The sequence below is a fragment of the Nocardia sp. NPDC051911 genome, assembly GCF_040681035.1.
GTDB classification, from domain to species: domain Bacteria; phylum Actinomycetota; class Actinomycetes; order Mycobacteriales; family Mycobacteriaceae; genus Nocardia; species Nocardia sichangensis.
In genome coordinates, this window is record NZ_JBFAXY010000001.1 from 1 (window position 1) to 23961 (window position 23961).

Here is a 23961-nt window from a genome sequence, read left to right on the forward strand (position 1 = left end):
GACCCGAACAACGCACCGTCCTGGAACAACACGCCGAACAACTTCCGGATCTCGTACAGCTCCTTGTTCGAACACGTCGTGATATCCGTGCCATCAATGAAGATCGAACCACGTTCCGGGCGCAGCAGACCGATCAGCGACTTCAAGAACACCGACTTACCGGTACCCGACGGCCCCAGCAACGCACTGACCTCACCCGAAGGCAACGTCAACGACACGTCCTGCCAAATGCGCTGGGAACCGAAAGACTTGGTCACACTCTCGGTCCTGACCTCGACGCCCACGCCAACCTCCACAAATTCTCAGCGAGCTGCCCACCGGCGAACCGCGCGCTCGGTCATCGCGGTCCGTCACGTGTGGGTTCGGTCACTGTAACTCATGGGACAGATCGGGCACACCCCAACCTGACTGCGTAGTAACTCCGCAATCCTTTCGGTATCGGCGATAGCGGCGGGATTGCCAAAAACGCGAACGGGCGATCCCCAAAGGGGACCGCCCGTTCGGCGTGTTCGGTCGTGAATTACTTGACCGAGACCTTGGCGCCGGCCTCTTCCAGCTTCGCCTTGGCGGCCTCGGCGGCATCCTTGGCGACCTTCTCCAGGATCGGCTTCGGGGCGCTCTCGACCAGGTCCTTGGCTTCCTTCAGGCCCAGGCCGGAGACGATCTCGCGGACCACCTTGATGACCTGGATCTTCTTGTCGCCCGCACCCTCGAGGACGACGTCGAACTCGTCCTGCTCCTCGGCGGCCTCGGCCGGAGCGGCGGCACCGCCGACGGCGGCGACGGCGACCGGAGCAGCCGCGGTGACCTCGAACTTCTCCTCGAACTTCTTCACGAAGTCCGACAGCTCGAGCAGGGTCATGTTGCCGAAGGTCTCGAGCAGTTCGTCAACGTTGGCCATTGTTGTGTTCCTTTCGGTAGTTGATGTCTATATGCGGGCGAGTCGTGCCGCACGGGTCTTACTCGGCGGCCGGTGCGCCTTCTTCGGCCTGCTTCTTCTCCTGCAGCGCGGCGGCCAGGCGGGCCACCTGCGAGGCGGGAGCGTTGAACAGACCGGCGGCCTTGGTGAGGTTGCCCTTGAGCGCGCCCGCCAGCTTGGCCAGCAGCACCTCGCGGGTTTCCAGGTCGGCGATCCGCTCGACCTCGGACACGGACAGCGGAGCGCCGTCCATGTAGCCGCCCTTGATGATGAGCGCCTTGTTGTCCTTCGCGAAGGTCTTCAGGGCCTTGGCCGCGTTGACCGGCTCACCCGTGATGAAGGTGATCGCGGTCGGCCCGACGAACAGTTCGTCGAGACCTTCCACGCCCGCCTCGGCGGCGGCACGCTTGACCAGGGTGTTCTTGGCGACGGAGTACGTGGCGTCGGCGCCGAGCGCGCGCCGCAGCTCGGTGAGCTTGCCGACCGACAGGCCACGGTATTCCGTGACGACGGTGGCCGTCGAGCTCTTGAACTGCTCCGCGATCTCCTCGACCGCGGTGACCTTCTCGGGTTTTGCCATACTTCGCCTCCTCTCTGATTGGTCGGTTCGTATACGCGAACTACCGATCAGGGGCCGGCGACAAAACAAACGCCCCGAACGCAGAGCGTTCCGGGGCGCAACAGAAAACCGATCCGGTGCGTATCCGGATCAATTCCCAGCCTCGGCTCTCCCTGCGTGGGCCGCCGGCAATGTCGCCGGACCTTCGACCGAACCCATACGGGATCGGCGACCAACGGTCTTCGGTAGAACGGATTGGGTAGCGATCGAACTCGTCGATAACTGACTTCCAATGTACCTGCATGGGTTCCCATCTGCCAAAACGGGCCCCGGCAGACGTCTGCTCGCAACCACTCGGCCGTCGAATCGTTGTGCCGCGACTCACTTTTCCGCGGTGCACACCCGTGCGCCGCCTGGAATGCGATGCCGCGGTCCGCGTCGGCGAGTGGTGTTTCTCACGAAGTCGCGGTCGCGGCATGCCGCGCGAGACCGCGCAACACGGCCGTGGCGCCGGACCGGAATTCAGGGTCGGCGACCAGTCCGTCCGGGCCGACGCCCTCGCGCGGCACAGGGAGTCGTCGGCAGGCATCCGGATCGATGTCGGCTCCGACGTAACCCAGCACGCTGCGCAGTGTGGCGGTCGCGCCGTCACCGCGACCCTCCGGCGCGACCGTGATCCAAGCGACCGGCTTGCCGTAGAGATCACCGGCGCCAACCGTCCAGTCCAGCAGGTTCTTCAAACTGCCCGGCAAAGTGCCCGCGTATTCGGGCGTGGAGAACAGCACGGCGTCGGCGCGCGAAAGTTGTTCGCGGAGCGCGACTACCGCGGGATGAGCGGTGCCGTCGTCGTCCGGAGCGAAAGCGGGCAGATCCGCGAGCCCGTCGTACCAGACGGTTTCGACACCGTCCGGGGCGATCGCCGAGACGGTTCGTAGTGCGGCGGAATTGGTGGAGGCGGCGCGAGTACTACCGGAGATCAACAGAACGACGGTCACATCCACCCCAACCACGCCGTCGGGCGGATTAGTCCTCGAACGCGCAACGGCGGGAACGCACAATGCGTTCCCGCCGTTGCCGCGGCTCGCTGCTGCTTACGCGTCCTCTTCCAAGAGGTTGCGGGTGCGGTTCGGGTCCACCGGGATGCCCGGTCCGGTGTTCGTCGAGACCGTCACCTTCTTGACGTAGCGGCCCTTGGCGGTCGACGGCTTGGCCCGCAGGATCTCGTCCAGCGCGGCGCCGTAGTTCTCCACCAGCTTGCTGTCGTCGAAGGACGCCTTGCCGATGACGAAGTGCAGGTTGGCCTGCTTGTCGACACGGAAGTTGATCTTGCCGCCCTTGATGTCGTTGACGGCCTTGGTCACATCGGTGGTGACCGTGCCCGTCTTCGGGTTCGGCATCAGGCCGCGCGGGCCGAGGACACGCGCGATCCGGCCGACCTTGGCCATCTGGTCCGGGGTGGCGATCGCGGCGTCGAAGTCCAGCCAGCCGCCCTGGATCCGCTCGATCAGGTCCTCGGCGCCGACGGCATCGGCGCCCGCGGCCTCGGCCTCGGCGGCCTTCTCGCCCGCGGCGAACACGATGACGCGGGCGGTCTTACCGGTGCCGTGCGGCAGGTTGACCGTGCCGCGGACCATCTGGTCCGCCTTGCGGGGATCCACACCGAGACGCACGGCGACCTCGACGGTCGCGTCGGTCTTGGTGGTGGCGGTCTCCTTCGCCAGGCGCGCGGCGGCCAGCGGGGAGTAGAGCTTGGTGCGATCGACCTTCTCGGCCGCGGCGAGGTACGCCTTGCTTCGTTTTGCCATGATTCTCTGTCCTGTTCGATCGATAGTTCAGACGTGGTTATCGGGCCTGGCCGGCCCTCCCACCGGGGAGCGGTTCCGCTCAGCCCTCGACGGTGATGCCCATCGAACGCGCGGTACCCGCGATGATCTTGGCCGCCTGCTCGATGTCGTTGGCGTTCAGATCTTCCTGCTTGGTCTTGGCGATCTCGCGCACCTGGTCCATGGTCACCTTGGCGACCTTGTTGCGGTGCGGCTCCGCCGAGCCCTTCTGCACGCCGGCGGCCTTGAGCAGCAGCTTGGCGGCGGGCGGGGTCTTCAGCTTGAAGTCGAACGACCGGTCCTCGTACACCGAGATCTCGACCGGGATGACGTTGCCACGCTGCGACTCGGTCGCGGCGTTGTACGCCTTGCAGAACTCCATGATGTTGACGCCGTGCTGACCGAGCGCGGGGCCGACCGGAGGGGCCGGGTTCGCCTGGCCGGCCTGGATCTGAAGCTTGATGATCCCGGCGAGCTTCTTCTTCTTGGGGGGCATCTTTCTTTCCTAGGTGTTGGTGTCCCTTGCTCTTTGCAAGTCTGGTGTTGCGATCCTCGCCCGGGGCCGGATTCACCCGGCCGCCGACAGAGCTGGTCTAGATCTTCGCGACCTGGGTGAACGCCAGCTCGACCGGGGTCTCGCGGCCGAAGATCGACACGAGCACCTTCAGCTTCTGCTGCTCGGCGTTCACCTCGGAGATGCTGGCGGGCAGCGTCGCGAACGGGCCGTCCATGACGGTCACCGACTCGCCGACCTCGAAGTCGACCTCGATGACCGGCTTCGGCGCGATCTCGCCGCCCGCGGTCTCGGGAGTCGCCGCAGCGGCTGCCGCGGCGGGCTTCTTCTGCTGCTGTGCGGCCGGAACGAGGAACTTCACCACGTCATCGATGGACAGCGGCGACGGGCGCGAAGTGGCGCCGACGAAACCCGTGACGCCGGGGGTGTTGCGCACCGCGCCCCACGACTCGTCGTTCAGCTCCATGCGGACCAGGATGTAACCGGGCAGCACCTTGCGGTTGACGTGCTTGCGCTGCCCGTTCTTGATCTCGGTGACCTCTTCGGTGGGCACCTCCACCTGGAAGATGTAGTCCTCCAGGTCCAGGTTCTGCACGCGGGTCTCGAGGTTGGCCTTCACCTTGTTCTCGTAACCGGCGTAGGAGTGGATGACGTACCACTCGCCGGGAGCGCGCCGCAGCGCCGCCTTCATCTCGGCGACCGGGTCGGCGGGCTCGGCATCGACGGCGGCGGCAGGGGCGGACTCAGCGGGCTCCGATTCCTCGACCGCGGGCTCGTCGGTCGCGAACTCCTCGACGGAGTCGGTGGACTCGGCCACCGTGTCGTCGGCCGGGAACTTGTCGTGTGTGTCGTTCTCCGGGGTGCTCACTGGGGCACTCGCTTCCTGTGTCGTCACGTACATCCTCTGCGTGCCGGGCCGGGCGCGCGGCGAAATCACTCCACCCGTCTCCGCCCGGGATCGGCTACCGGCGTCGGCGTCGTTCAGCTAGCCGAACAGCCAGTTGACACCCTTGATGAACGCCAGATCCAACCCGCTGATGAACGCGACCATGAAAATCACGAACACCAGAACAACGCTCGTATAGGTGACCATCTGCTTCCGGTTGGGCCAGATCACCTTGCGCAGTTCCGCGATGACCTCACGCAGGAACTTGAGCAAACGCTTGAACGGATTACCCGACTTCTTGCGTTCGGCCCGATCGGTCGCCTTGGTTGCCTTCCGCGACGGACGGTCGAGCGTGGCGATAGCGCCCGTGTCGACCTCCGAAGACCCGGCACGGGCCCGCCGCGCGGACCGCTTTCCGCTCGGCCGTGTCGCTGCGGCGGTGTCGTCGCCTTCGTGGGCGGCATGTGCGCCGCGGCGAGTGTCCCGCTCGTCGCTCACGCCTTCTCCTCGCTGAGCTCGGTGCCGTCGTGCGCGATGCGCGCTGTGCCAATGGCTCGTTCGCTACGCTCGCTCACGTCGATCCTCTCTCGTCGCTGGCATCCAGGGCAGGGGCGACAGGACTTGAACCTGCAACCTGCGGTTTTGGAGACCGCTGCTCTGCCAGTTGAGCTACGCCCCTTTGGTCGGACGATGTTTACTGTCCAACCACTGTTCGATATTCAGTTGTGCCCTGGTGTCACACAACACGCGCGCCGCTCCGGCAGTTGCCGGCCCCGTCGGCGAATCCTCGCGGATCGCCTGGAACCAGCCCCTCAGAGCAGCGCGCAGCGGCTGGCGACCCCAGAAACCTGAGTGTACGTTACCGTCCGCGCCATTAGCCAATCCGGGTCGCTGTGCCTGGTCAGGCCAGCTGCACCGTCGCGGTCGCGCGGCCGAAGATCTTCTTCCCCGCCGCCTTCGCGACGATGGCCACGACCGCGGTCTTTGTCTCCGGATCGACCGACTTCACCTTACCGGTGTACTCGACTTCGGCGGCCTCGTCGGACCCGACGTAGACCGGGCTGGTGAAGCGGACGTTGTACTCCTTGATCGCGCCCGGGTCGCCCAGCCACGAGGTGACGAAACCGCCACCGAGGCCCATGGTCAGCATGCCGTGCGCGACCACGTTCTCCAGGCCGACCAGCTTCACGACCTCGTCGCTCCAGTGGATCGGGTTGGCGTCACCGGAGACGCCCGCGTAGTTCACCAGATCGCCGCGGGTGAGCCGGACGACGCGGGTCGGCAGCTCGTCACCCACCGAGACGTCCTCGAACCCGATGGCGTGCTTGGTGCGCACACCGTCCACGGGCGGCACGACCGGCGCGGGCGCCTGGGTCACCGCGAGCGAGCGCGGACGATGCCCCGGCGCGTCCTCGCCGATGCCGTGCATGAGCACGTTTCGGACGGCGGCGTTGAGGTTCGGGTCGATATCGCCGCCGCTGCGGCCGACGAGGGTGGTGTAAGTGGTGAGCACCAGTTCGTCGTTCTGCGCGGTGACGATATTTTTGGTCACGATGATGTCGCCGCCGAATGCCTGCCGGAACGAGTGCAGGTGGACATCGCAGGTGAGCTGGTCGCCGACCTTGATCGGGCGATGGAACTCGAGGATCTGGTCGGTCTGCATGATCTGGCTGAGGTCGTAGCCGGTGACGACCTCTTCGAACAGTTTGCGCTGGGCGAGAATTCCGACCAGGGAGATGAAGGTAACCGGCGCGAGCAGGTTGTCGTACCCGTACTCCTGCGCCGCGTCCTCGTCCCAGTGCACCGGGTGGTAGTCCTGCACGGCGCGGGCGTATTCACGCACCTTCTCGCGGCCGACCTCGTAGTAGTCGTCGACGCGGTAGTGGTGACCGACCATCGCCGCGGCGTTCGCCGCGGGGTCGAGCGCCTCGCTCGTCTGGACCGCTTCGTCTGTACCGGTGTTGATTGTCACGGGAGGACTGTACCTATCTGACCCCGTCACCCGGAGTCTGTGGAGCGCTCACCACCGCACCCACACCGTGAAATGCGTCAGGGCCGGACAATTGTCCGGCCCTCGCGGTGCCACGGCCCGAGATACCGGGAGCGACTCCCGGCGCTACACCACGCGGTAGTTCACGCGTGGATGACTAGCGGGATTCGCGGTGCGCCCGGTGCGTGCCGCAGTTCGGGCAGAACTTCTTCAGCTCCAGGCGGTCCGGATCGTTGCGCCGGTTCTTCTTGGTGATGTAGTTGCGGTGCTTGCACTGCTCGCAGGCCAAGGTGATCTTTGGCCGGACATCGGTGGACTTCGCGGCCACGATATGCCTTCTTTCCGGTACCTGATGGGCTTGATCGGTTGTGGTAGCGATGGCCGGACTTGAACCGGCGACACAACGATTATGAGTCGTTTGCTCTACCGACTGAGCTACACCGCCACGGCGTCGCATTGCCATGGTGCCGAGCCCGCACTATCGGGAGCGATGCCGAGTCGGTCACCACCGGCAATCCGGCGAGCCCCCTAACGGAATCGAACCGTTGACCTTTTCCTTACCATGGAAACGCTCTGCCGACTGAGCTAAGGGGGCATGACTACTTCCGCACCGAGCCCCAAACACTCGACCTCAGCGCGGTGAAGTCTTGAACGAGGTTACACACTCACCGCTCCCACCACCAAACCGTGTGGTCAGAGACGTATTTTTCACCCGCGGGGACACGGAATTCCACGCGTCGCCAGGGCTCGCACCCACGCCGGCGCCGCTCGCGACCGCGTTGAGCGCACAAACCGACCCCGCAGGGCTGTCGGGTTCACGCAGACCTCGGAGTGCGCGGCCTCGAAATGCACGGCGTATGAGATCGGCCGATCGGCACACACGGGCACCCGAACACCCGTGACCGACGCCAATCCGGCAATCCCAGAATCAAACGAAACGCGTGTGACCAATGCAACCACTGGAAGGGGGTCCCGGGGGGCGAAGCCCCGCCGGGCGGGGCGTGGGGGTTGCACCCCCACAAGACATTACGAAGCGAGCCCTGTACGCGCTTTCTGCGTACAGGGCTCGCCTAGTGAGCGGAGTGGCAGGTGTAGGATTCGAACCTACGTAGGCTTTCACCGACAGATTTACAGTCTGCTCCCATTGGCCGCTCGGGCAACCTGCCTTTCGCGCATTGTTTCGCGCGCTGAGCAGAATACATCGAACCCGCACCCTGAATGCAAACCGGCTGGCTATCGGCCGTGCGACGCGACTACCCTCGGGTCTCCGGGTAGAACTGACGGGGGCTGGAAGCGTCCGGTTCAACTCACCCGTCGGACCATCAGAACAGGAGCGCAGCGTGGCTGATTCGTCTTTCGATGTTGTGAGCAAGGTCGACCGGCAGGAGGTCGACAACGCCCTGCATCAGGCGGAGAAGGAGCTCAACACCCGCTACGACTTCCGCGGCACCGGCGCGTCGATCGAATGGTCCGGCGAGGACAAGATCGTCCTCACCGCGGAGGCGGAGGAGCGCGTCAAGGCCGCGCTGGAGGTGTTCAAGGAGAAGCTGATCCGCCGCGACATCTCGCTGAAGGCGTTCGACGCGGGTGAGCCGGTCTCCTCCGGCAAGGTCTACAAGATCACCGGTTCGCTGGTGCAGGGCATCGACTCCGAGCACGCGAAGAAGATCTCCAAGAAGATCAGGGACGAGGGCCCCAAGGGCGTGAAGGCGCAGATCCAGGGCGACGAGCTGCGCGTGAGCAGCAAGAAGCGCGACGATCTGCAGGCCGTCATCGCCCTGCTGAAGGGCGAGGATTTCGGGATCGCGCTGCAGTTCGTCAACTACCGCTGAGCGCCGGGTCCGCAGCGCGGCCGGGTCGGTCGCGTTCAGCGTGTCCACGAGGGTGCTAGAGGGGACTGCATGTCGACCGAGGAGCGGGCCGGACTCGGCGTGGACGAGGGCATCCGCACGTTGTTGCTGCTCATGCCGCGCGTGGTCGGACGGGCCAAGAAGTTGGGCGTTCCCCCGGAGCTGGAATCCTTCTCGCTGGCGCCGCGGCACCTGTCGTTGCTGGCCAACCTGGTGTTCGACGGCCCGACCACGGTGACGGATCTGGCCGCCCGGCTGGAGGTGGCGCCGACGACGGTGAGTCTCATGGTCGGCGAACTCAGCAAGCAGGGTGTGCTCGAACGCGGCACCGACCCGGACGACCGCAGACGCACCATCGTCGCCATCGCATCGGCGCACGAGCGATCCGTGCACAAATGGCTGGGACGCAGCGCTCGCGCCTGGCGTACGGTGCTCGAGCCGCTCACGGCGGACCAGCGGAAGTTGTTCGTCGATACGTTCCGCGCTTACGAAGACCAACTGGCCTCGGACGACTGAGGCCGCCGGGCTCAGTACCGGCGGGGACCGCCCGCCATCTCCTCCAGCCGGGCGATGCGCTCGTTCATCGGCGGGTGCGTGGTGAACCAGCGGGCGACCCGCTCACCCGGACGGAACGGGTTGGCGATCATCAGATGCGACTGCGACGCCAGCCTCGGTTCGGGCGGTAGTGGGGCGGTGTGGACGCCGCGTTCGATCTTCCGCAGTGCGGAGGCGAGGGCCAGCGGGTCGCCGGTCAGTTCGGCGCCGGATTGGTCGGCCTGGAATTCGCGCGAGCGGGAGACGGCCAGCTTGATCAGCGTGGCCGCGATCGGGCCGAGCAACGACACCAGCAGCACGGCCAGCACGTTCGGCCCCTCGCCGTTGCGGTTGCCGCCGAACATGGACGCGTAGACGGCCAGGTTGGCCAGGCCGGAGATGACGGCGGCGAGCGCACCCGCGATCGAGGAGATGAGGATGTCGCGGTTGTAGACGTGCGACAGTTCGTGGCCGAGCACGGCCCGCAATTCCCGCTCGTCGAGAAGTTGCAGGATGCCGCTGGTGCAGCACACCGCGGCATGGCGCGGATTGCGTCCGGTGGCGAAGGCGTTGGGCGCGTTCGTGGGGCTGATGTACAGCCGCGGCATCGGCTGGCGCGCGATGGTGGCCAGCTCGCGCACGATCCGGTACATGACCGGCGCCTCCAGCTCGCTGACCGGCTGCGCGTGCATGGCCCGCAACGCGATCTTGTCGCTGTTGAAGTACGCGTAGGCGTTCATGCCCACCGCGAGCAGGATCGCGACGACGAGGATCGTCGGGTTGCGGAACAGCGCGCCGATGAACACGATCAGGGCCGACAGGCCCACCATCAGCCCGAAGGTCTTCAGCCCGTTCGCAAACCCGTGCCCGTGCATACGTCTCCCTTGCCGCTCCCCCGTTCACCGAGTCGCCTTACAGCAGATAAACGATAGAAGCTCCAGGCAAAGTTCCGATGAATCCGCGCCCAGCCGAAATCAGCCGGCGGAAATCAATCCTCGCCGACATGCGCCCCGGCTCATGAGCGGCGGACCACTCAACCCACGCGTTCGATGGTGTAGCGGACCAGCCGCTCCAGCGCGTCGTTCGCGGGGCCGCCGGGCAGGGCGGACAGCTCGGCGTAGGCGAGGTCGGCGTAGCCCTGGAGCTTCTCCTTGGCCAGCGCCATGCCGCGGGAGTCGGCGAGCAGGTCGAGCGCCTCTTTCACCTCGTCGTCGGTCTCCAGCGGACGCGCGAGCAGCTTGCGCAGCCGGTCGCCGTCGACGCCCTCCTCGCGCAGCGCGTACAGCACCGGCAGCGTGTGCACACCTTCACGCAGGTCGGTGCCAGGGGTCTTGCCGGACTGCTCGGAGGCGGAGGAGATGTCGATGATGTCGTCGGAGATCTGGAAGGCGGTGCCGACCGCGTCGCCGAGGCGGGCCAGTCGCTCGACGTGCTCGGCATCCGCACCCGAGAAGGTGCCGCCGAAGCGGCCTGCGGCGGCGATGAGCGAACCGGTCTTCTCCCACACCACGCGCAGATAGTGCTCGACGGGGTCCTGGGATTCGCGGGCGCCCATGGTCTCGCGCATCTGACCGGTGACGAGTTCGGCGAAGGTCTCGGCGATGATGCGCACCGCGTCGGGACCGAGGGTGGAGGTGAGCCGGGACGCGTGCGCGAACAAGTAGTCGCCCGCGAGGATCGCGATGTTGTTCCCCCACCGCGAGTTGACGCTCGGCGCGCCGCGGCGCATCGGGGCCTCGTCCATCACGTCGTCGTGGTACAGCGTCGCCAGGTGCACGAGTTCGACGACGGTGCCCGCGGTGACCAGAGCGGGATCGGCGGGGCGCGGGCCGAGCTGTCCGGTGAGGATGGTGAAGAGCGGACGGAATCGCTTGCCGCCGGCCTTGGCCAGGTGCAGCGCCGCCTCCTGGAGGAATTCCGCGCCGTCGGACAGCTCGTCGACGAGGAGTCTCTCCACGTCCGCCAAGCCGTTGCGCACGGTGTCGGCCAGCCCGACGTCACCGAGATCGACCCCGGCCACGACCGTGCCCGCGTCGCTCCCGGCTTCGCTGTGCCCGCCGTGCGCCGTGTCCATGATTCGCTCGCTGCGCTCGCTCATGGCCGATGTGCTCATTCCTTCTCCCAGCGATGCGTCCGACCCCACGGTAGAGAACCTAGCGTGTCCCCGCCGGATGGCCCATGAACACCGTCACTCTGTGGCGGATCGTCCACTGCCGCACCGCCTCGATGGTGACCGTCCACGACGCGAGCGCGACCGCCGTCGACATCGGCGAGACGGCCCTGCGAGTATGGACCGCATGGGTTCACCGGAAGCGAGTCCCGCGCCCGACGAGGACGCGTTGCCCAGCCGGGCCGAGGTGCTGGTCGTCGGCGCGGGCCCGGCCGGATCGGCGTCGGCGGCCTGGGCGGCGCGGGCCGGACGCGACGTAGTGCTCGTCGATTCCGCCGTTTTTCCCAGGGACAAGACCTGCGGTGACGGGCTCACCCCGCGTGCGACCGCCGAATTGGAGCAGCTGGGGCTTGGCGAGTGGGTGCGCGCGCACGTCGTCAACCACGGCCTCCGGATGTCCGGCTTCGGCCGCGAAGCGCTGCTGAACTGGCCGGGCGGTTCCTTCCCCACGTACGGAAGCGCGGTTCCCCGAACCGAACTCGACGACAAGTTGCGCGAGACGGCGGTGAAGTCGGGCGCGCGCATGGTGGACGGGACGAAGGTAATGGATGTCACCCGGGAGGGTGACCGGGTCACGGGTGTGACGGTGCGTACGGCGGGCGGCACGCGCACCATCGCCTGCCGGACGCTGGTGGTCGCCGACGGGGTGCGTTCGCCGATCGGGCGGCTGCTCGGCCGCGTCTGGCATCGGCAGTACGCCTACGGCACCGCCGCGCGGGCCTACATCAAGTCCGGCCGCAGCGACGACCAGTGGATCACCTCGCATCTGGAGTTGCGCGACGCCTCCGGCGAACTGGTTCCCGGCTACGGCTGGGTGTTCCCGCTCGGCAATGGCGAGGTGAACATCGGTGTGGGGTCGCTGGCCACGGAACGTCGCCCCTCGCACATCGCGTTGAAGCCGCTCTTGGCGCACTACACCGCGCTGCGCACCGAGGAATGGCAATTCGAGGGCTCGCTGCGCGCGGTCGCCTCGGCCCTGCTGCCGATGGGCGGGGCGGTCTCGAACGTCGCGGGGCGCAACTGGGTGCTGATCGGCGACGCGGCGGGGTGTGTGAACCCGCTGAACGGCGAAGGCATCGATTACGGCTTGGAGGGCGGCCACATGCTGGCCGGCCTGCTGGACGAGCCCGACTTCACCGCGATCTGGCCGCAGACCCTGCGCGCCCGCTACGGACGCACGTTCTCGGTCGCCCGGCGGATCGCGGGCCTGGCCACGCACCCGCGCATGGTGCCGCTGGGCGGTCCTCCGGTGATGCGGTCGAAGTACTTGCAGCGCACCGCGGTCCGGGTGATGGGCAATCTGGTGACCGACGAGGACGTCGACCTGACCGCGCGGGCGTGGCGGATGGCGGGCCGGGCATCGCTGCGCTTCGACGAGCGTCCGCCGTTCGCTTAGGGACGAGGGCGGCGCGATGGGCGGACAACGAGCGCGCGGCTTGCCCGCGCTGTATCTGCTCCCGCATCTGCGCCGGGCCAGGGACCTCGCGGACCGCCATTACGCCGACCCGCTGCATCTGGAGGAACTGGCGGCGGCCGCCGGGGTGTCGAAATACCACTTCCTGCGCGCGTTCGCCGCGGTCTACGGCCGCACCCCCGCCGTGTACCTGGCCGAGCGGCGCATCGAACGCGCCCAGGACCTGCTGCGCTCGACCAATCTGACGGTCACCGAGGTGTGCATGCTGGTCGGCTACAGCAGCCTCGGCTCGTTCAGCAGCAAGTTCCGGCAGTTGGTCGGGGTCACGCCGTCGGAATACCAGGCGAAGTTCGCCGACGGCGCTCCGCGTATCCCCGGCTGTTTCGTTTTCATGCACGGGCTCTCCGACCGCGAGCCGCCATGCTGACCGAACGGCGCAATTTCGGAGAAGCCGGTGGCCCCGCGCCCGCCATAGCGTGGACCGCATGACGACGATTACGAACGTTTCCCTGGTGACGGTGTACGTGACGGACCAAACCGCCGCGAAAGAGTGGTACGTCGACAAGCTCGGCTTCGTCGAGACCAGCGATGTCACGATGGGCGACAACGGTTTCCGCTGGGTCACCGTCGCGCATCCCGCGCACCCCGAGCTGGAGATCACGCTGATGCTTCCCGGCCCGCCGCTGGACGAGAACTACGCCGACGCCGTCCGGCGGGCGCTGGCCAACGGCACGCACGGCTCGCTCGGCCTGCGGACCGAGAACTGCCAGAAGACCTTCGAGGAACTCACCGCCAAAGGGGTGGAGTTCGTGCAGCCGCCCGCCGAACGGCCCTACGGGACCGAGGCGATCATCCGGGACAATTCGGGAAACTGGCTGGTCCTGGTGGAGCCGAAGGAGTTCTCGCCGCAGGACTTCGCCTAGGCCGCGACGGCGTTGCCCCGGCGCGCTGGGGCAACGCGGGCGCTCACGCGGTCGACTCGGCGGACAGCCAGTCCTCGATGCTTTTGCGCTCGCCCTTCAGCACTCGGTGGAGCAACTGCTCGGCGAGTGGCTCGATCGCGCCGCCGACCACGAGAACCTTCACCCGCACGGTGCCGACGACCTCGATCTCGGAACCTTCCGCGGTGGAACGGATCTCGTAGGACCCCGACATCGCGGTGTTGATGCCGCCGGTGGAGACCTCGAAGGTGCCTTTGGCGACCTCGCCGACCAGCGGCTGCCAGTTGTCGGTGCGGGAGAAGGTGAGTTCGCTCCTGAGCACCTTGCGGACCAGCGCTGGCACCTTGTCCTCGGGAGCCTTCTCGGTCATATGGATGCGAATGGTGCCCGCGCCGTCGGGATGCGACAGGTCGACTGTCGCCGTCTCCGCCTCGGCGAAGCGGGACCGCCAGACGTCGTCGGTGATGAGTGCCCGGTGGAGATCTTCGACCGGGACTGTGTACGGCACGGTGAAGCTGAATTTTCGGGACATGGCCGCCACCGTAGCCGAGCCGATCGGTAGCCTGTGGCGGTGTCGGAAACCAGCCAGTTCACCAGGCGGCCGATCCGCCTGCGACGGGCCAGGATCGGCGTGTTGATCGCCGCGACGGCGGTGAGCGTGCTCGTCGGGCTGCTGGTGCTGGCCGCGTGGCGCAACGATTATCTGATCAGCTCGGACAAGGGCAGCACCACGGCCGAGGTGCTCTCGGCGGGACGGCTGCGCTCGGCGGTCATGTACGTCACACCGGACGGCGAGACACACAATCCGAAGGTCGGCGTGCTCTATCCGACCAACTTGACCGCGGGCGAGCGGATTCGTGTGGAGTACCGCCGCAGCGACCCGGACCTGGTGCGGGTGGAGGGCCGTGACGTGCGCGTCGCCGTTCCGCCCGCGTTGTCGGTGATCGTCGTGGTGTGGCTGCTCGCGCTGCCCGCGCTGTGGTTGCTTTTCCGCGCGGGTAGGCGCGGTCCCGCGCCGGTGGTCAGGCCCGCTCCGCAGGCCTGAGATCCGCGTCACCGGGAAAGCGGTCGGGGTTCCGATAGTTCGCCGGATCTTTCCGTGCGCTTCACTTCGGCGTGGCGGCGTGGCGCGGTGTAGCGGTCACGCTGGGAGCGTGCGTGTAGCGATCGTCGCGGAGTCGTTCCTGCCGAACATGAACGGTGTCGTCAACTCGGTGCTGCGGGTGCTCGACCACCTGGACCGGAACGGGCACGAAGCGCTGATCATCGCGCCGGACACCCCCCGCGGACAGCCCGCCGCACCGCGCCACTACGAGCGTTTCCCGGTCCACCGGGTACCCGCGGTCATGGTCCCGAAGGTCAGTTCGCTGCCGGTCGGGCTGCCCCAGCCGGGCATCGTCTCGGCCATCGAGGACTTCGACGCCGAGGTGGTTCACCTGGCCTCTCCGTTCCTGCTCGGCGCCGGCGGCCTCGGCGCGGCATTGCGGCTGGATCTGCCCACTGTCGCGGTGTATCAGACCGACGTGGCCGGCTTCGCCAAGAGTTACGGGCTCGGGCTGGCGAGCCGTGCCGCCTGGGGCTGGACCCGGCGCATCCACGAGGGCGCCACCCGCACGCTCGCCCCGTCCCGGGCCGCCGCCGAGGACCTGGCCAGGCACGGCATCCCGCGCGTGCACCGGTGGGGGCGCGGCGTCGACATCGCGCGGTTCACGCCGAGCGCCCGCTCCGCCGAACTACGGGACGCCTGGCTCGCGGGCCGGGACCGCCTGCTGGTGGGCTTCGTGGGGCGACTCGCACCGGAGAAGCACGTCGAGCGACTCGCGGTGCTGGCCGCCGACCCGGACATCCAGCTGGTGATCGTCGGCGACGGGCCGGAGCGTCAGCGGCTGGCCCGGCTGATGCCGACCGCGGTGTTCACCGGCGAACTCGGCGGCGGCGAGCTGGCGCGGGCGTACGCCAGTCTGGACGTCATGGTGCACGCGGGCGAACACGAGACGTTCTGCCAGGGCGTGCAGGAGGCGCTGGCCTCCGGTGTCCCGGTGATCGGTCCCGACGCGGGCGGTCCCCGCGACCTGATCGCCCACTGCCGCAACGGCTATCTGCTTCCGGTGGACCGGTTCGGCGAGTTGCTGCCCAGCGCTGTCGGGGCGCTGCACGATCCGGAGCTGCGGACCCGGTTCGCCGGGGCGGCGCGGAAGTCGGTGCTGTCGCGGACTTGGCCCGCCATCTGCACCGAGTTGATGGGCCACTACACGGAAGTGACCGGCGCGCGGATTCGGTTGCCGCATACGGCATGAACCCGGCCGAAGCGTGACGGAGGTATCCACGCGCCGCGCTCGGTTCGTAACAGACCGCGAGTTAGGGTCTTCCCGTGCCGAAAACGCAATCGAACCGGGCCTCGTTGGACAAGCAGCCGCGCGAAGTCGCGGCGATGTTCGATGGCGTCGCCCGGCGCTACGACCTGACCAACACGGTGATCTCCGCCGGACAGGATCGCTATTGGCGCTGGGCGACCCGCAAGGCGCTGGCGGCACGGCCGGGCGAGCGGCTGCTCGACCTCGCGGCGGGCACCGGTGTATCCACCCTGGAATTGCAGAAATCCGGCGCGTGGTGCCTCGCAGCCGACTTCTCCAAGGGCATGCTCAGCGCGGGCCGGTTCCGCGACGTGCCGATGGTGGCGGCCGACGCGATGGCGCTGCCGTTCGCCGACGACTCCTTCGACGCGGTGACCATCTCCTTCGGGCTGCGCAACGTGGCCGACACCGACCTCGCCCTGCGCGAGATGCTGCGGGTCACCAAGCCCGGCGGCAGGCTGGTGGTGTGCGAGTTCTCCGCGCCGGTGCTGCCGGTGTTCCGCACGGTGTACCTGGAGTACCTGATGAAAGCGCTGCCCAAGGTGGCGCGCGTGGTCAGCAGTAATCCCGAAGCCTACGTCTACCTGGCCGAATCGATCACGGAGTGGCCCAATCAGCGCAGGCTGGCGATGCGGATCGCGGCGAACGGGTGGTCGTCGGTGAAGTGGCGCAACCTCACCGGGGGCGTGGTTGCCCTGCACCGCGCCTACAAGCTGGACTGAGCCGGAGATCTGGATCACACCTCACCGATCGATCCGGGAGCGGTGAGGAGGAATGTCACCTGGCGATAACGCGAGGTAAATCCGGCGCAATCGGCGGTCCGCATGATCGGAGACATGACCGATCCAGTGACCGGCCGCGGCGACGGCACCGCCCGAACGGCGTGCTCGTACTGCGGCGTCGGCTGCGGGATAACGGTGTCGACCGCCGCCGACGGCGCGGGCAAGCCGGTGATCGCCAAGGTCAGCGGTGACAAACTGCATCCGGCGAACGCCGGCAGGCTGTGCACCAAAGGGGCGACCCACGCGGAGTTGATGCGCACTCCCGGACGGATGGAGACCGCCTACCGGCGCTTCGAGCGCGGCCAGGTTCCGGTGCCGTTCCCCGTCGACGAGGCCGTCCACGAGGCGGCCACTCGGTTGCGCGCGATTCTCGACGAACACGGTCCGGACGCGATCGCGCTGTATGTCTCCGGGCAGATGTCGCTGGAGGCGCAGTACCTCGCGACCAAACTCGCCAAGGGTTATCTGCGCACGGTGCACATCGAGGCGAACTCGCGGCTGTGCATGGCCAGCGCGGGCACCGGGTACAAGCAGTCGCTCGGCGCGGACGGGCCGCCCGGCTCCTACGACGACTTCGAGCACGCGGACCTGTTCTTCGTCATCGGCGCGAACATGGCCGACTGCCACCCCATCCTTTTTCTGCGGATGGCCGATCGCCTGAAGACGGGCGCGAAGCTCATCGTGGTCGACCCGCGCCGCACCGAGACCGCCGCGCGCGCCGACCTGTTCCTGCAGATCGCGCCCGGCACGGATCTCGCGCTGCTCAACGGGTTGCTGCACCTGCTGGTCGCAGGCGGCCACATCGACGCGGAGTTCATCGCCGAGCACACCGAGGGCTGGGACGCGATGCCGGAGTTCCTGGCCGACTATCCGCCGGAGCGCGTGGCGGAGATCACCGGACTGGCCGAGGCCGACATCCGGACCGCGGCCGAATGGATCGGCGCGGCGGGCGAGTGGATGTCGCTGTGGACGATGGGACTCAACCAGTCCACACACGGCACCTGGAACACCAACGCGCTGTGCAACCTGCACCTGGCCACCGGCGCGATCTGCCGTCCCGGCAGCGGGCCGTTCTCGCTCACCGGGCAGCCGAACGCGATGGGCGGGCGCGAGATGGGGTACATGGGCCCCGGCCTGCCCGGCCAGCGCAGCCTGCTCTCCGCCGAGGACCGCACGTTCGTGGAGACCGCGTGGGAACTGGCGCCCGGCACCCTGCGCACCGAAGCCGGGCCCGGCACGGTGGAGATGTTCCGTGAACTGGCCGAAGGAACGATCAAAGCGGCCTGGATCATCTGCACCAACCCCGTCGCCACGGTGTCGAACCGGAAGACCGTGATCGCGGGGTTGGAGGCGGCCGAACTGGTGATCGCCCAGGACGCCTACACCGAGACCGCGACCAACGCCTACGCCGACCTGCTGCTCCCCGCCACGCTGTGGGCGGAAGCCGACGCGGTGATGGTGAATTCCGAACGCAACCTCACCCTGCTGCAGCAGTCGGTCCCGCCCATCGGCGACGCGCGGCCGGACTGGCGGATCATCGCCGACGTCGCCACCGCCATGGGATTCCCCGGCTTCGACTTCGCCTCCAGCGCCGAGGTGTTCGACGAGATCAAGCGGTTCGCGAATCCCGCCACCGGCTACGACCTGCGCGGCGTGACCTATGCGGCGCTGCGCGAAGGGCCGATGCAGTGGCCGTGCCCGGAGCCGGACCGCAGGCGCAACCCGATCCGTTACGTCAACGACGGCGTCAGCCAGACGCTGTTCATCGACGAGAACGGCCATCGGCCCCGGCTGGCCTTCGCCACGCCGAGCCGCCGCGCGGTGTTCTGGCCCCGGCCACACCTGCTGCCGGAGGAGATGCCCGACGACGACTACCCGTTCCTGCTGAACACCGGTCGCCTGCAACATCAGTGGCACACGATGACCAAGACCGGCAAGATCGACAAACTGACCAAGCTGAACGGCACGCCGTTCGTCGAGGTGCATCCGGCCGACGCCGAGCGGCTCGGTCTGCGCACGGGCGACCAGCTCGAGATCGCCTCCCGCCGTGGCCGTGCGGTGCTGCCGGTGCAGGTCAGCGACCGGGTGCGGCAGGGCGACTGCTTCGTGCCGTTCCACTGGAACGACGAGCAAGGCGAATACCTGACCATCAACGCGGTCACCAACGACGCGGTCGATCCGGCCTCGCTGCAACCGGAGTTCAAGGCCTGCGCGGTGGCGCTACGCCGGGTGGCTTCCGTGCCGCGGCCGCAGGCTCCCGCCGCGCTGCCCGCGGCTCAGGCGGCGCACCCGCTGGCCGCCGTGCTCGGCCTCGACAGCGGCACCGCCCCCACGCTCAGCGAGACCGAGCGGATCTACCTCAGCGGCTATCTGGCGGCGCTGCAAGCGCTTCCGGTGACCGGTCAGCCGGTGCTTCCGGAGACGGCGCCGATGTCCGCGCACACCAGGCTGTGGGTCGACGGGCTGCTGGCCGGGATGTATTCACGTAGTGCGGCGCCCACGACGGACACGGGCGCCGCCGCCCGCACGGTCACCGTGCTGTGGGCCTCGCAGACCGGCAACGCCGAAGAGTTCGCCGCCGCCGTCGCGGCACATCTCGCCGAGCACGAATTCACACCGCGCCTATCGGACCTGGACTCCTGCGATCCGGGTGCGCTCCAGGGCGACGTGCTGGTGGTCAGCAGCACGTTCGGCGACGGAGGGCCGCCGGACAACGGAGCCGATTTCTGGGATCGGCTGGCCGACAGCGTCGTGCGGCTGACCGGTGTGCGTTACGCCGTGTTCGCGCTCGGCGACTCCTCCTATGACGACTTCTGCGGTTACGGTCGCAAACTCGACCAGAAATTCGCCGAACTGGGCGCGACCCGATTGCTCCCGCGCGTCGACAGTGAACCCGACTACCAAGACGCGGCACAGCGCTGGCTCGATGACGTGCTCGCCGCCTTGGGCGACGGCCCGGCCGAGGACCCCGCCGATTCGCCGGTGACCGGTGCGGCCGCGCCGAGCCGACCCACGCCCCGTGGCGGCGGGGTGGCCACAGTGGAGTCGCCGAGCATGGCCCCGGCACTCGGTCGCACCCGCACCGCACCGTTCACCCGGGCCGCGCCGCTGCGTGCCGCACTGGTGCGCAACGAGTTGCTCTCCGCCGCGGGATCACCGAAGGAGGTGCGCCGCTTCGCGTTCGATCTGCGCGGCTTGGACGCCGCGTACGAAGTGGGCGATTCGCTGGGCGTCTGGCCGGTGAACAGCACCGCTCTGGTCAGCGAATGGCTATCCGCCACCGGGCTGGACGGTCGCCGCGTCGTGGAAGTCGACGAGCGCGAAGTTCCCCTGGCCGATGCGCTGCGCACGCACTTCGACATCACCAAGGTCGGTCAGGATCTGCTCGGCTTCCTCGCCGAGCGCAACGCCAGCGGCAAACTCGCCAAACTGCTACGCCGAGACAATCGCAACGAGCTGGCGAACTACCTGTGGGATCGGCAGGCCGTCGACGTGCTGCGCGATTTCCCTGTGCGGGCCGATCTGGTGGAGTGGCTCGGCACCCTGAAAAAACTGCAGCCGCGCCAGTATTCGATCTCGTCGAGTCCGCGGGTCAGCCCGGATGAAGTGGAGCTGACCGTCGGCATCGTGCGCTACGGCGACCCGGCGGCCACCGGCTCGGCGGCGCGGCGCGGCGGCGTTTGCTCGACCTTCCTCGCCGATCGCGCCGACCTCACCGACACGGCGGTGCCGATCTTCCTGCAGCGCGCACCGCATTTCCGTCCTCCGGCCGACCCGACCGCGCCGATGATCATGGTGGGCCCCGGCACCGGCATCGCCCCCTTCCGCGGATTTCTTCAGGAGCGCAGGGCCCTCGGCTGCACCGGACGCAACTGGCTGTTCTTCGGCGATCAGCACGCGGCGCACAATTTCTACTACCGCACCGAGCTGGAGGACATGTTCCGTTCCGGCTTCCTGACCCGGCTCGACCTGGCCTTCTCCCGAGACCAGCGCGAACGGATCTACGTGCAGCACCGCATGATCGAGCACGGCGCCGAGCTGTGGTCCTGGCTGCGCGACGGCGCCCACTTCTACGTCTGCGGCGACGCCAGCCGCATGGCCAAGGACGTCGACGACGCGCTCCTGCGAATCGCCCGCATCCACGGCAAACTCGACGAGGACGGCGCACTGGCCTTCAAGAAGCAACTCATCGCCGAGAAGCGCTACGTCCGCGACGTGTACTGACCGACCGTATCGCCGGGCCCACAGCGCCCGATTCAGTGATCGGCATCACACCATGGAACGCGGTCGCACTCCGCTCCGTCAAGAAACACGACGGGTTCGAAGCGACCGTCACCGACCGCCGGGGGACGAGGCCGCCATGGAAGATCCGACACACGACGAACTGACGGACTCCATCGTTCGAGCCGGGACGTGGGAAGGCTTGAAAATCCAGGTATTGCATGGCGTCCCACACATTGTCGAACGCAACGAGGCGGCGCTGACTCCGCCGATCGCCATGCGGTTCTCGCCCGGCACGCTGCTCGCGTACTACCGGCGTATCGCGCAGGACGGTTCACGAGGCAGCGCCACAACTTCGTGGGACTGGTGGATGGTCCTGATGTCCACCCACCTCGGCGAGGCGATATACGACCTGGACCGCATCGACGGTCCGGCCGTGATCACGATCGGCAAGTTCGGCTTCACCGCGACGCCGATCAGAGGGGGCTGACCGCCCGCCGTCGAATACTTGCTCACACCGCGGGCGGGTTGAGCCGGGTGAAGTCCGGGAGGCGGTAGTACGGGTAGTAGGGGTAGGGCGGGGTGGTGGCGCTGGCTTTGTCCAGGCGGGCGATCTGGTCGGCGTCGAGTTCCCAGCCGATCGCGCCGAGGTTCTGGCGCAGTTGCTCCTCGTTGCGGGCGCCGACGATGACCGTCGCGACGGTGGGGCGGCGCAGCAGCCAATTGAGCGCGATCTGCGGGACCGTCTTGCCGGTTTCGACGGCCAGCTCGTCGAGGACGTCGACCACGTCGTAGAGCTTCGCGTCGTCCACCGGAGGGCCTGCCTCGGCGGTCCGGTGCAGGCGGCTACCTTCCGGAAGCGGTTGTCCGCGGCGGATCTTGCCGGTGAGCCTGCCCCAGCCGAGCGGACTCCAGACCACCGCGCCTACGCCCTGGTCGCGGCCGAGCGGCATGAGCTCCCATTCGTAGTCCCGCCCGACCAGCGAGTAGTAGACCTGGTGCGCGACGTACCTGGTCAGCCCGTTGCGATCCGCCGCGGCAAGGGATTTCATCAACTGCCACCCCGCGAAGTTGGACGCGCCGACATAGCGGATCTTGCCCGCGCGCACCAGATCGTCCAGCGCGGCGACGACTTCCTCGACCGGCGTGCCCGCGTCGAAGGCGTGCAGCTGGAACAGATCGATGTAGTCGGTGCCCAGCCTGCGCAGCGATCCATCCACCGCACCGATCAACCTGGCCCGGCCGGAACCGGCGTCCCGCGGACCCGGTCCGGTCGGCAGCGTCGCCTTGGTGGACAGCAGCACCCGATCGCGTCTGCCCTTCACGGCGGCGCCGAGCACTTCTTCGGAGGCACCGTCGGAATAGACATCGGCGGTGTCGAACATGGTCACGCCTGCGTCCAAACTGATGTCGACCAGCCGTCGCGCCTGTTGGGCATCGGTATCGCCCCATGCTCCGAACAGCTCGCCGCGACCGCCGAAGGTGCCCGCGCCGAAGCTCAATGCCGGGACGTGCAGACCCGACGCGCCGAGCCGCCGGTACTCCATTTGCGTCTCAACCGTCCGAACGTTCACTGGACCACCCTCCTAAAGGGTCTGTTGTTCCATTAACGCTTCGGACGGTACACCCCTTCGCGCGTAAATGAAACTGGAGTACCGTTACGGTCATGGATGACGCGACCCCCGGCTCCGTCCGGCCCGGCGGACGGACCGCCCGGGTCCGCGCGGCCGTACTGCGAGCCGCGGGCGACCTGCTGACCGAACGCGGCTTCGCCAACTTGGACCTCGCCGAAGTCGCCACACGCGCCGAAGTCGGCAAGACCACCGTCTACCGCCGCTGGCGCACACCCACCGGCCTGATCGCGGACCTGTTGGTCGACATGGCCGAGCAGTCGCTGCCGCACGCCGACACCGGCTCGCTCCTCGGCGACCTCACCGCCAATGCCCGCCTGGTCGCGAAAACCCTGTCCGATCCTCGCCAAGGCAGGCTCTTCCGCGCCGTGATCGCGGCCGCCACCTGCGACGAGTCCACCGCAGCCGCCCTGCGCCGCTTCTACGACGTGCGTCTCACCGAATGGTCGGTCTGCGTGGCGGCCGCCATCGCGCGCGGCGAAGCGCCCGAGCGCACCGACGCACGCGCGGTGCTGTCCGCGGTGTCGGCACCGCTGTACTACCGGCTGCTCGCCAGCGGCGATCCGATCGATGACATCGTGGCGGACCGAGCCGCCCGCGCCGCCGTCGATGCCGTACGGGCGGGCACGTTCGTGTCCGCCGCCGACTAGCCGAGCACCGCTCCCCGGTCACCCGCGGTCCAGTCGGCGCGGCGACCGGTGAAAGCGAGGACTCGCTCCAAGGCGGTGGCATCGGGCGCGACCGGCACCACCGGCCCGAACAGACCCGGCACCCCTTCGGCGGGTGTGCCGCGCAGCATGTCCAGCAAGGTCGCCAGATCTTCGGCGGCACACGAAAACGGCTGACCGGTGGCCTTCGCGAGATCCCAGCCGTGCACGACGACCTCGTCCAGCGCGATCCTGGCCATCACCGGGGCGGGCTCGTTCACCCCGCCCGCCTCCGTGTTGCCGTCCCAGGCCGCCGGCTCCCGCCACGCCGCCACCAAGGCATCGAGCTGAGCCGGAATGCGCTCGCGCCAGTCCTCCGCCAAGGCGCGCTCGGCGGGGGCGCCGGGCGCGACGGATCCGCCGACGGCCTCCTTGGTCGCCGACTGACGGAATGCCTCGGTCAGATCGACTACGTGGGCGAGCAGATCGCGGACCGTGGTGTCGGCGCACGGTGTCGGCGCCGTGAGCTGGTCGTCGGCGATGCCGCCGACGACGGTCGCCAGAGTGGCGGCCGCGGGCTCGAAATCGAACTCGGGATTCATCGGGCCTCCTCAGGTGTGGGACGTCTCCGGAAATAGAGACGGAGCGAGACGCCGAAATTGAGCGGCGAGTCGTTCCGCAATCAACCCGTAGCGGCGAAAAGCCCTGGAAAAGCGGATAATTGAA

Annotated in this window: 26 protein-coding genes and 4 tRNA genes; 11 read left to right on the forward strand and 19 right to left on the reverse strand. The window is 67.9% G+C overall.

All coding sequences use genetic code 11. From position 1 onward, the window contains the following. The 14 genes from AB0L97_RS00005 to AB0L97_RS00070 form a co-directional block, all read right to left on the reverse strand. The coding region (locus AB0L97_RS00005) for an ATP-binding cassette domain-containing protein (RefSeq protein WP_364424244.1) at nt 1–284 on the reverse strand (284 nt) is incomplete at its 3' end. Between the two features lie 236 nt (nt 285–520). Continuing rightward, nucleotides 521–901: a 50S ribosomal protein L7/L12 gene (rplL, locus tag AB0L97_RS00010; RefSeq protein WP_043698929.1), complete on the reverse strand. Its 381-nt coding sequence runs from the start codon at nt 899–901 to the stop codon at nt 521–523. A gap of 58 nt (nt 902–959) precedes the next feature. Beyond that, complete coding sequence (rplJ, locus tag AB0L97_RS00015) at nt 960–1499, reverse strand: 50S ribosomal protein L10 (RefSeq protein WP_355072042.1); 540 nt, start codon at nt 1497–1499, stop codon at nt 960–962. A 434-nt stretch (nt 1500–1933) separates the two neighbouring features. Continuing rightward, nucleotides 1934–2473: an NAD(P)H-dependent oxidoreductase gene (locus AB0L97_RS00020; protein WP_364424247.1), complete on the reverse strand. Its 540-nt coding sequence runs from the start codon at nt 2471–2473 to the stop codon at nt 1934–1936. A gap of 96 nt (nt 2474–2569) precedes the next feature. Next, the gene (gene rplA / locus AB0L97_RS00025; RefSeq protein ID WP_067810457.1) at nt 2570–3283 is read right to left on the reverse strand and encodes a 50S ribosomal protein L1; all 714 of its coding nucleotides are present in this window, start codon (nt 3281–3283) and stop codon (nt 2570–2572) included. A gap of 79 nt (nt 3284–3362) precedes the next feature. Beyond that, nucleotides 3363–3797, reverse strand: a complete 435-nt coding sequence (gene rplK, locus AB0L97_RS00030; protein WP_063051596.1) for a 50S ribosomal protein L11 — start codon at nt 3795–3797, stop codon at nt 3363–3365. Nucleotides 3798–3894: 97 nt separating this feature from the next. Beyond that, nucleotides 3895–4710 (reverse strand): transcription termination/antitermination protein NusG, encoded by an 816-nt coding sequence (nusG, locus tag AB0L97_RS00035; protein ID WP_355072038.1) that lies wholly within the window; start codon nt 4708–4710, stop codon nt 3895–3897. A 90-nt stretch (nt 4711–4800) separates the two neighbouring features. Continuing rightward, nucleotides 4801–5199: a preprotein translocase subunit SecE gene (gene secE, locus AB0L97_RS00040; RefSeq protein ID WP_364424251.1), complete on the reverse strand. Its 399-nt coding sequence runs from the start codon at nt 5197–5199 to the stop codon at nt 4801–4803. Nucleotides 5200–5307: 108 nt separating this feature from the next. After that, a tRNA-Trp gene (locus AB0L97_RS00045) sits at nt 5308–5380 on the reverse strand. 222 nt (nt 5381–5602) lie between these two features. Beyond that, the gene (locus AB0L97_RS00050) at nt 5603–6667 is read right to left on the reverse strand and encodes a fused (3R)-hydroxyacyl-ACP dehydratase subunits HadA/HadB (protein ID WP_356963462.1); all 1065 of its coding nucleotides are present in this window, start codon (nt 6665–6667) and stop codon (nt 5603–5605) included. 181 nt (nt 6668–6848) lie between these two features. Then, a complete protein-coding gene (gene rpmG / locus AB0L97_RS00055; protein ID WP_011211653.1) occupies nt 6849–7019 on the reverse strand; it encodes a 50S ribosomal protein L33 in 171 nt (56 codons plus the stop codon). A 41-nt stretch (nt 7020–7060) separates the two neighbouring features. Next, a tRNA-Met gene (locus AB0L97_RS00060) sits at nt 7061–7136 on the reverse strand. Between the two features lie 77 nt (nt 7137–7213). Beyond that, nucleotides 7214–7286: transfer RNA gene (locus AB0L97_RS00065), tRNA-Thr, on the reverse strand. A 488-nt stretch (nt 7287–7774) separates the two neighbouring features. Then, a tRNA-Tyr gene (locus AB0L97_RS00070) sits at nt 7775–7857 on the reverse strand. Nucleotides 7858–8031: 174 nt separating this feature from the next. Between AB0L97_RS00070 and AB0L97_RS00075 the strand changes: the two genes are divergently transcribed. Together AB0L97_RS00075 and AB0L97_RS00080 are read left to right on the forward strand one after the other, a co-directional pair. Beyond that, nucleotides 8032–8523 carry a YajQ family cyclic di-GMP-binding protein gene (locus tag AB0L97_RS00075; protein ID WP_039802015.1) on the forward strand — a complete coding sequence of 164 codons (492 nt, stop codon included), beginning with the start codon at nt 8032–8034 and terminating at the stop codon, nt 8521–8523. Between the two features lie 69 nt (nt 8524–8592). Beyond that, on the forward strand, nt 8593–9057 hold the full coding sequence (locus AB0L97_RS00080; RefSeq protein WP_364424254.1) for a MarR family winged helix-turn-helix transcriptional regulator: 465 nt from the start codon (nt 8593–8595) through the stop codon (nt 9055–9057). Between the two features lie 11 nt (nt 9058–9068). Here the strand turns inward: AB0L97_RS00080 and htpX are convergent, their stop codons facing one another. Further along, complete coding sequence (gene htpX, locus AB0L97_RS00085; RefSeq protein WP_355072031.1) at nt 9069–9950, reverse strand: zinc metalloprotease HtpX; 882 nt, start codon at nt 9948–9950, stop codon at nt 9069–9071. Between the two features lie 158 nt (nt 9951–10108). Beyond that, nucleotides 10109–11149 (reverse strand): polyprenyl synthetase family protein, encoded by a 1041-nt coding sequence (locus AB0L97_RS00090; RefSeq protein ID WP_355072144.1) that lies wholly within the window; start codon nt 11147–11149, stop codon nt 10109–10111. Nucleotides 11150–11372: 223 nt separating this feature from the next. Here AB0L97_RS00090 and AB0L97_RS00095 point away from each other — a divergent pair, with 223 nt between their 5' ends. From AB0L97_RS00095 to AB0L97_RS00105, 3 genes are read left to right on the forward strand one after another with little or no spacing between them, the layout of a single operon-like run. Then, nucleotides 11373–12641 carry a geranylgeranyl reductase family protein gene (locus tag AB0L97_RS00095; RefSeq protein WP_364424256.1) on the forward strand — a complete coding sequence of 423 codons (1269 nt, stop codon included), beginning with the start codon at nt 11373–11375 and terminating at the stop codon, nt 12639–12641. 16 nt (nt 12642–12657) lie between these two features. Beyond that, complete coding sequence (locus AB0L97_RS00100; protein WP_364424258.1) at nt 12658–13086, forward strand: AraC family transcriptional regulator; 429 nt, start codon at nt 12658–12660, stop codon at nt 13084–13086. Between the two features lie 58 nt (nt 13087–13144). Continuing rightward, nucleotides 13145–13582 carry a VOC family protein gene (locus AB0L97_RS00105; RefSeq protein WP_067810448.1) on the forward strand — a complete coding sequence of 146 codons (438 nt, stop codon included), beginning with the start codon at nt 13145–13147 and terminating at the stop codon, nt 13580–13582. Between the two features lie 43 nt (nt 13583–13625). Here AB0L97_RS00105 and AB0L97_RS00110 read toward each other — a convergent pair whose 3' ends face one another. After that, nucleotides 13626–14132 (reverse strand): DUF2505 domain-containing protein, encoded by a 507-nt coding sequence (locus AB0L97_RS00110; RefSeq protein ID WP_355072025.1) that lies wholly within the window; start codon nt 14130–14132, stop codon nt 13626–13628. Between the two features lie 39 nt (nt 14133–14171). Here AB0L97_RS00110 and AB0L97_RS00115 point away from each other — a divergent pair, with 39 nt between their 5' ends. The 5 genes from AB0L97_RS00115 (at nt 14172) to AB0L97_RS00135 (ending at nt 21447) form a co-directional block, all read left to right on the forward strand. Beyond that, on the forward strand, nt 14172–14645 hold the full coding sequence (locus AB0L97_RS00115; protein WP_355072023.1) for a DUF3592 domain-containing protein: 474 nt from the start codon (nt 14172–14174) through the stop codon (nt 14643–14645). A 109-nt stretch (nt 14646–14754) separates the two neighbouring features. Continuing rightward, nucleotides 14755–15897: a glycosyltransferase family 1 protein gene (locus AB0L97_RS00120; protein WP_355072021.1), complete on the forward strand. Its 1143-nt coding sequence runs from the start codon at nt 14755–14757 to the stop codon at nt 15895–15897. Between the two features lie 74 nt (nt 15898–15971). Continuing rightward, nucleotides 15972–16676 (forward strand): demethylmenaquinone methyltransferase, encoded by a 705-nt coding sequence (locus AB0L97_RS00125; protein ID WP_355072019.1) that lies wholly within the window; start codon nt 15972–15974, stop codon nt 16674–16676. 114 nt (nt 16677–16790) lie between these two features. Further along, on the forward strand, nt 16791–20960 hold the full coding sequence (locus AB0L97_RS00130; protein WP_364424262.1) for a bifunctional nitrate reductase/sulfite reductase flavoprotein subunit alpha: 4170 nt from the start codon (nt 16791–16793) through the stop codon (nt 20958–20960). Between the two features lie 136 nt (nt 20961–21096). Then, nucleotides 21097–21447 (forward strand): hypothetical protein, encoded by a 351-nt coding sequence (locus AB0L97_RS00135; RefSeq protein ID WP_364424264.1) that lies wholly within the window; start codon nt 21097–21099, stop codon nt 21445–21447. Between the two features lie 22 nt (nt 21448–21469). On the opposite strand, the gene AB0L97_RS00140 is transcribed toward AB0L97_RS00135, so the two are convergent. Continuing rightward, nucleotides 21470–22504: an aldo/keto reductase gene (locus tag AB0L97_RS00140; protein WP_364424858.1), complete on the reverse strand. Its 1035-nt coding sequence runs from the start codon at nt 22502–22504 to the stop codon at nt 21470–21472. Nucleotides 22505–22623: 119 nt separating this feature from the next. Here AB0L97_RS00140 and AB0L97_RS00145 point away from each other — a divergent pair, with 119 nt between their 5' ends. Beyond that, entirely contained in the window at nt 22624–23238 is a 615-nt protein-coding gene (locus AB0L97_RS00145; RefSeq protein WP_364424266.1) for a TetR/AcrR family transcriptional regulator, read from the forward strand. Here AB0L97_RS00145 and AB0L97_RS00150 read toward each other — a convergent pair. Beyond that, nucleotides 23235–23837, reverse strand: coding sequence for a TIGR03086 family metal-binding protein (locus tag AB0L97_RS00150; RefSeq protein WP_356962535.1), 603 nt, complete (start codon nt 23835–23837; stop codon nt 23235–23237). The two genes, AB0L97_RS00145 and AB0L97_RS00150, sit on opposite strands and share 4 nt — an antisense overlap. Nucleotides 23838–23961 lie beyond the last annotated feature (124 nt).

Bases quoted from the DNA above. Each gene is read 5' to 3' on its own strand.
- AB0L97_RS00150 (WP_356962535.1), bottom strand. From the start codon at position 23,837: ATGAATCCCGAGTTCGATTTCGAGCCCGCGGCCGCCACTCTGGCGACC.
- AB0L97_RS00145 (WP_364424266.1), top strand. From the start codon at position 22,624: ATGGATGACGCGACCCCCGGCTCCGTCCGGCCCGGCGGACGGACCGCC.
- AB0L97_RS00140 (WP_364424858.1), bottom strand. From the start codon at position 22,504: ATGGAGTACCGGCGGCTCGGCGCGTCGGGTCTGCACGTCCCGGCATTG.
- rplA (WP_067810457.1), bottom strand. From the start codon at position 3,283: ATGGCAAAACGAAGCAAGGCGTACCTCGCCGCGGCCGAGAAGGTCGAT.
- AB0L97_RS00095 (WP_364424256.1), top strand. From the start codon at position 11,373: ATGGGTTCACCGGAAGCGAGTCCCGCGCCCGACGAGGACGCGTTGCCC.
- rplL (WP_043698929.1), bottom strand. From the start codon at position 901: ATGGCCAACGTTGACGAACTGCTCGAGACCTTCGGCAACATGACCCTG.
- AB0L97_RS00105 (WP_067810448.1), top strand. From the start codon at position 13,145: ATGACGACGATTACGAACGTTTCCCTGGTGACGGTGTACGTGACGGAC.
- htpX (WP_355072031.1), bottom strand. From the start codon at position 9,950: ATGCACGGGCACGGGTTTGCGAACGGGCTGAAGACCTTCGGGCTGATG.
- AB0L97_RS00135 (WP_364424264.1), top strand. From the start codon at position 21,097: ATGGAAGATCCGACACACGACGAACTGACGGACTCCATCGTTCGAGCC.
- AB0L97_RS00130 (WP_364424262.1), top strand. From the start codon at position 16,791: ATGACCGATCCAGTGACCGGCCGCGGCGACGGCACCGCCCGAACGGCG.
- AB0L97_RS00110 (WP_355072025.1), bottom strand. From the start codon at position 14,132: ATGTCCCGAAAATTCAGCTTCACCGTGCCGTACACAGTCCCGGTCGAA.
- rplK (WP_063051596.1), bottom strand. From the start codon at position 3,797: ATGCCCCCCAAGAAGAAGAAGCTCGCCGGGATCATCAAGCTTCAGATC.
- AB0L97_RS00080 (WP_364424254.1), top strand. From the start codon at position 8,593: ATGTCGACCGAGGAGCGGGCCGGACTCGGCGTGGACGAGGGCATCCGC.
- rplJ (WP_355072042.1), bottom strand. From the start codon at position 1,499: ATGGCAAAACCCGAGAAGGTCACCGCGGTCGAGGAGATCGCGGAGCAG.
- AB0L97_RS00100 (WP_364424258.1), top strand. From the start codon at position 12,658: ATGGGCGGACAACGAGCGCGCGGCTTGCCCGCGCTGTATCTGCTCCCG.
- AB0L97_RS00090 (WP_355072144.1), bottom strand. From the start codon at position 11,149: ATGGACACGGCGCACGGCGGGCACAGCGAAGCCGGGAGCGACGCGGGC.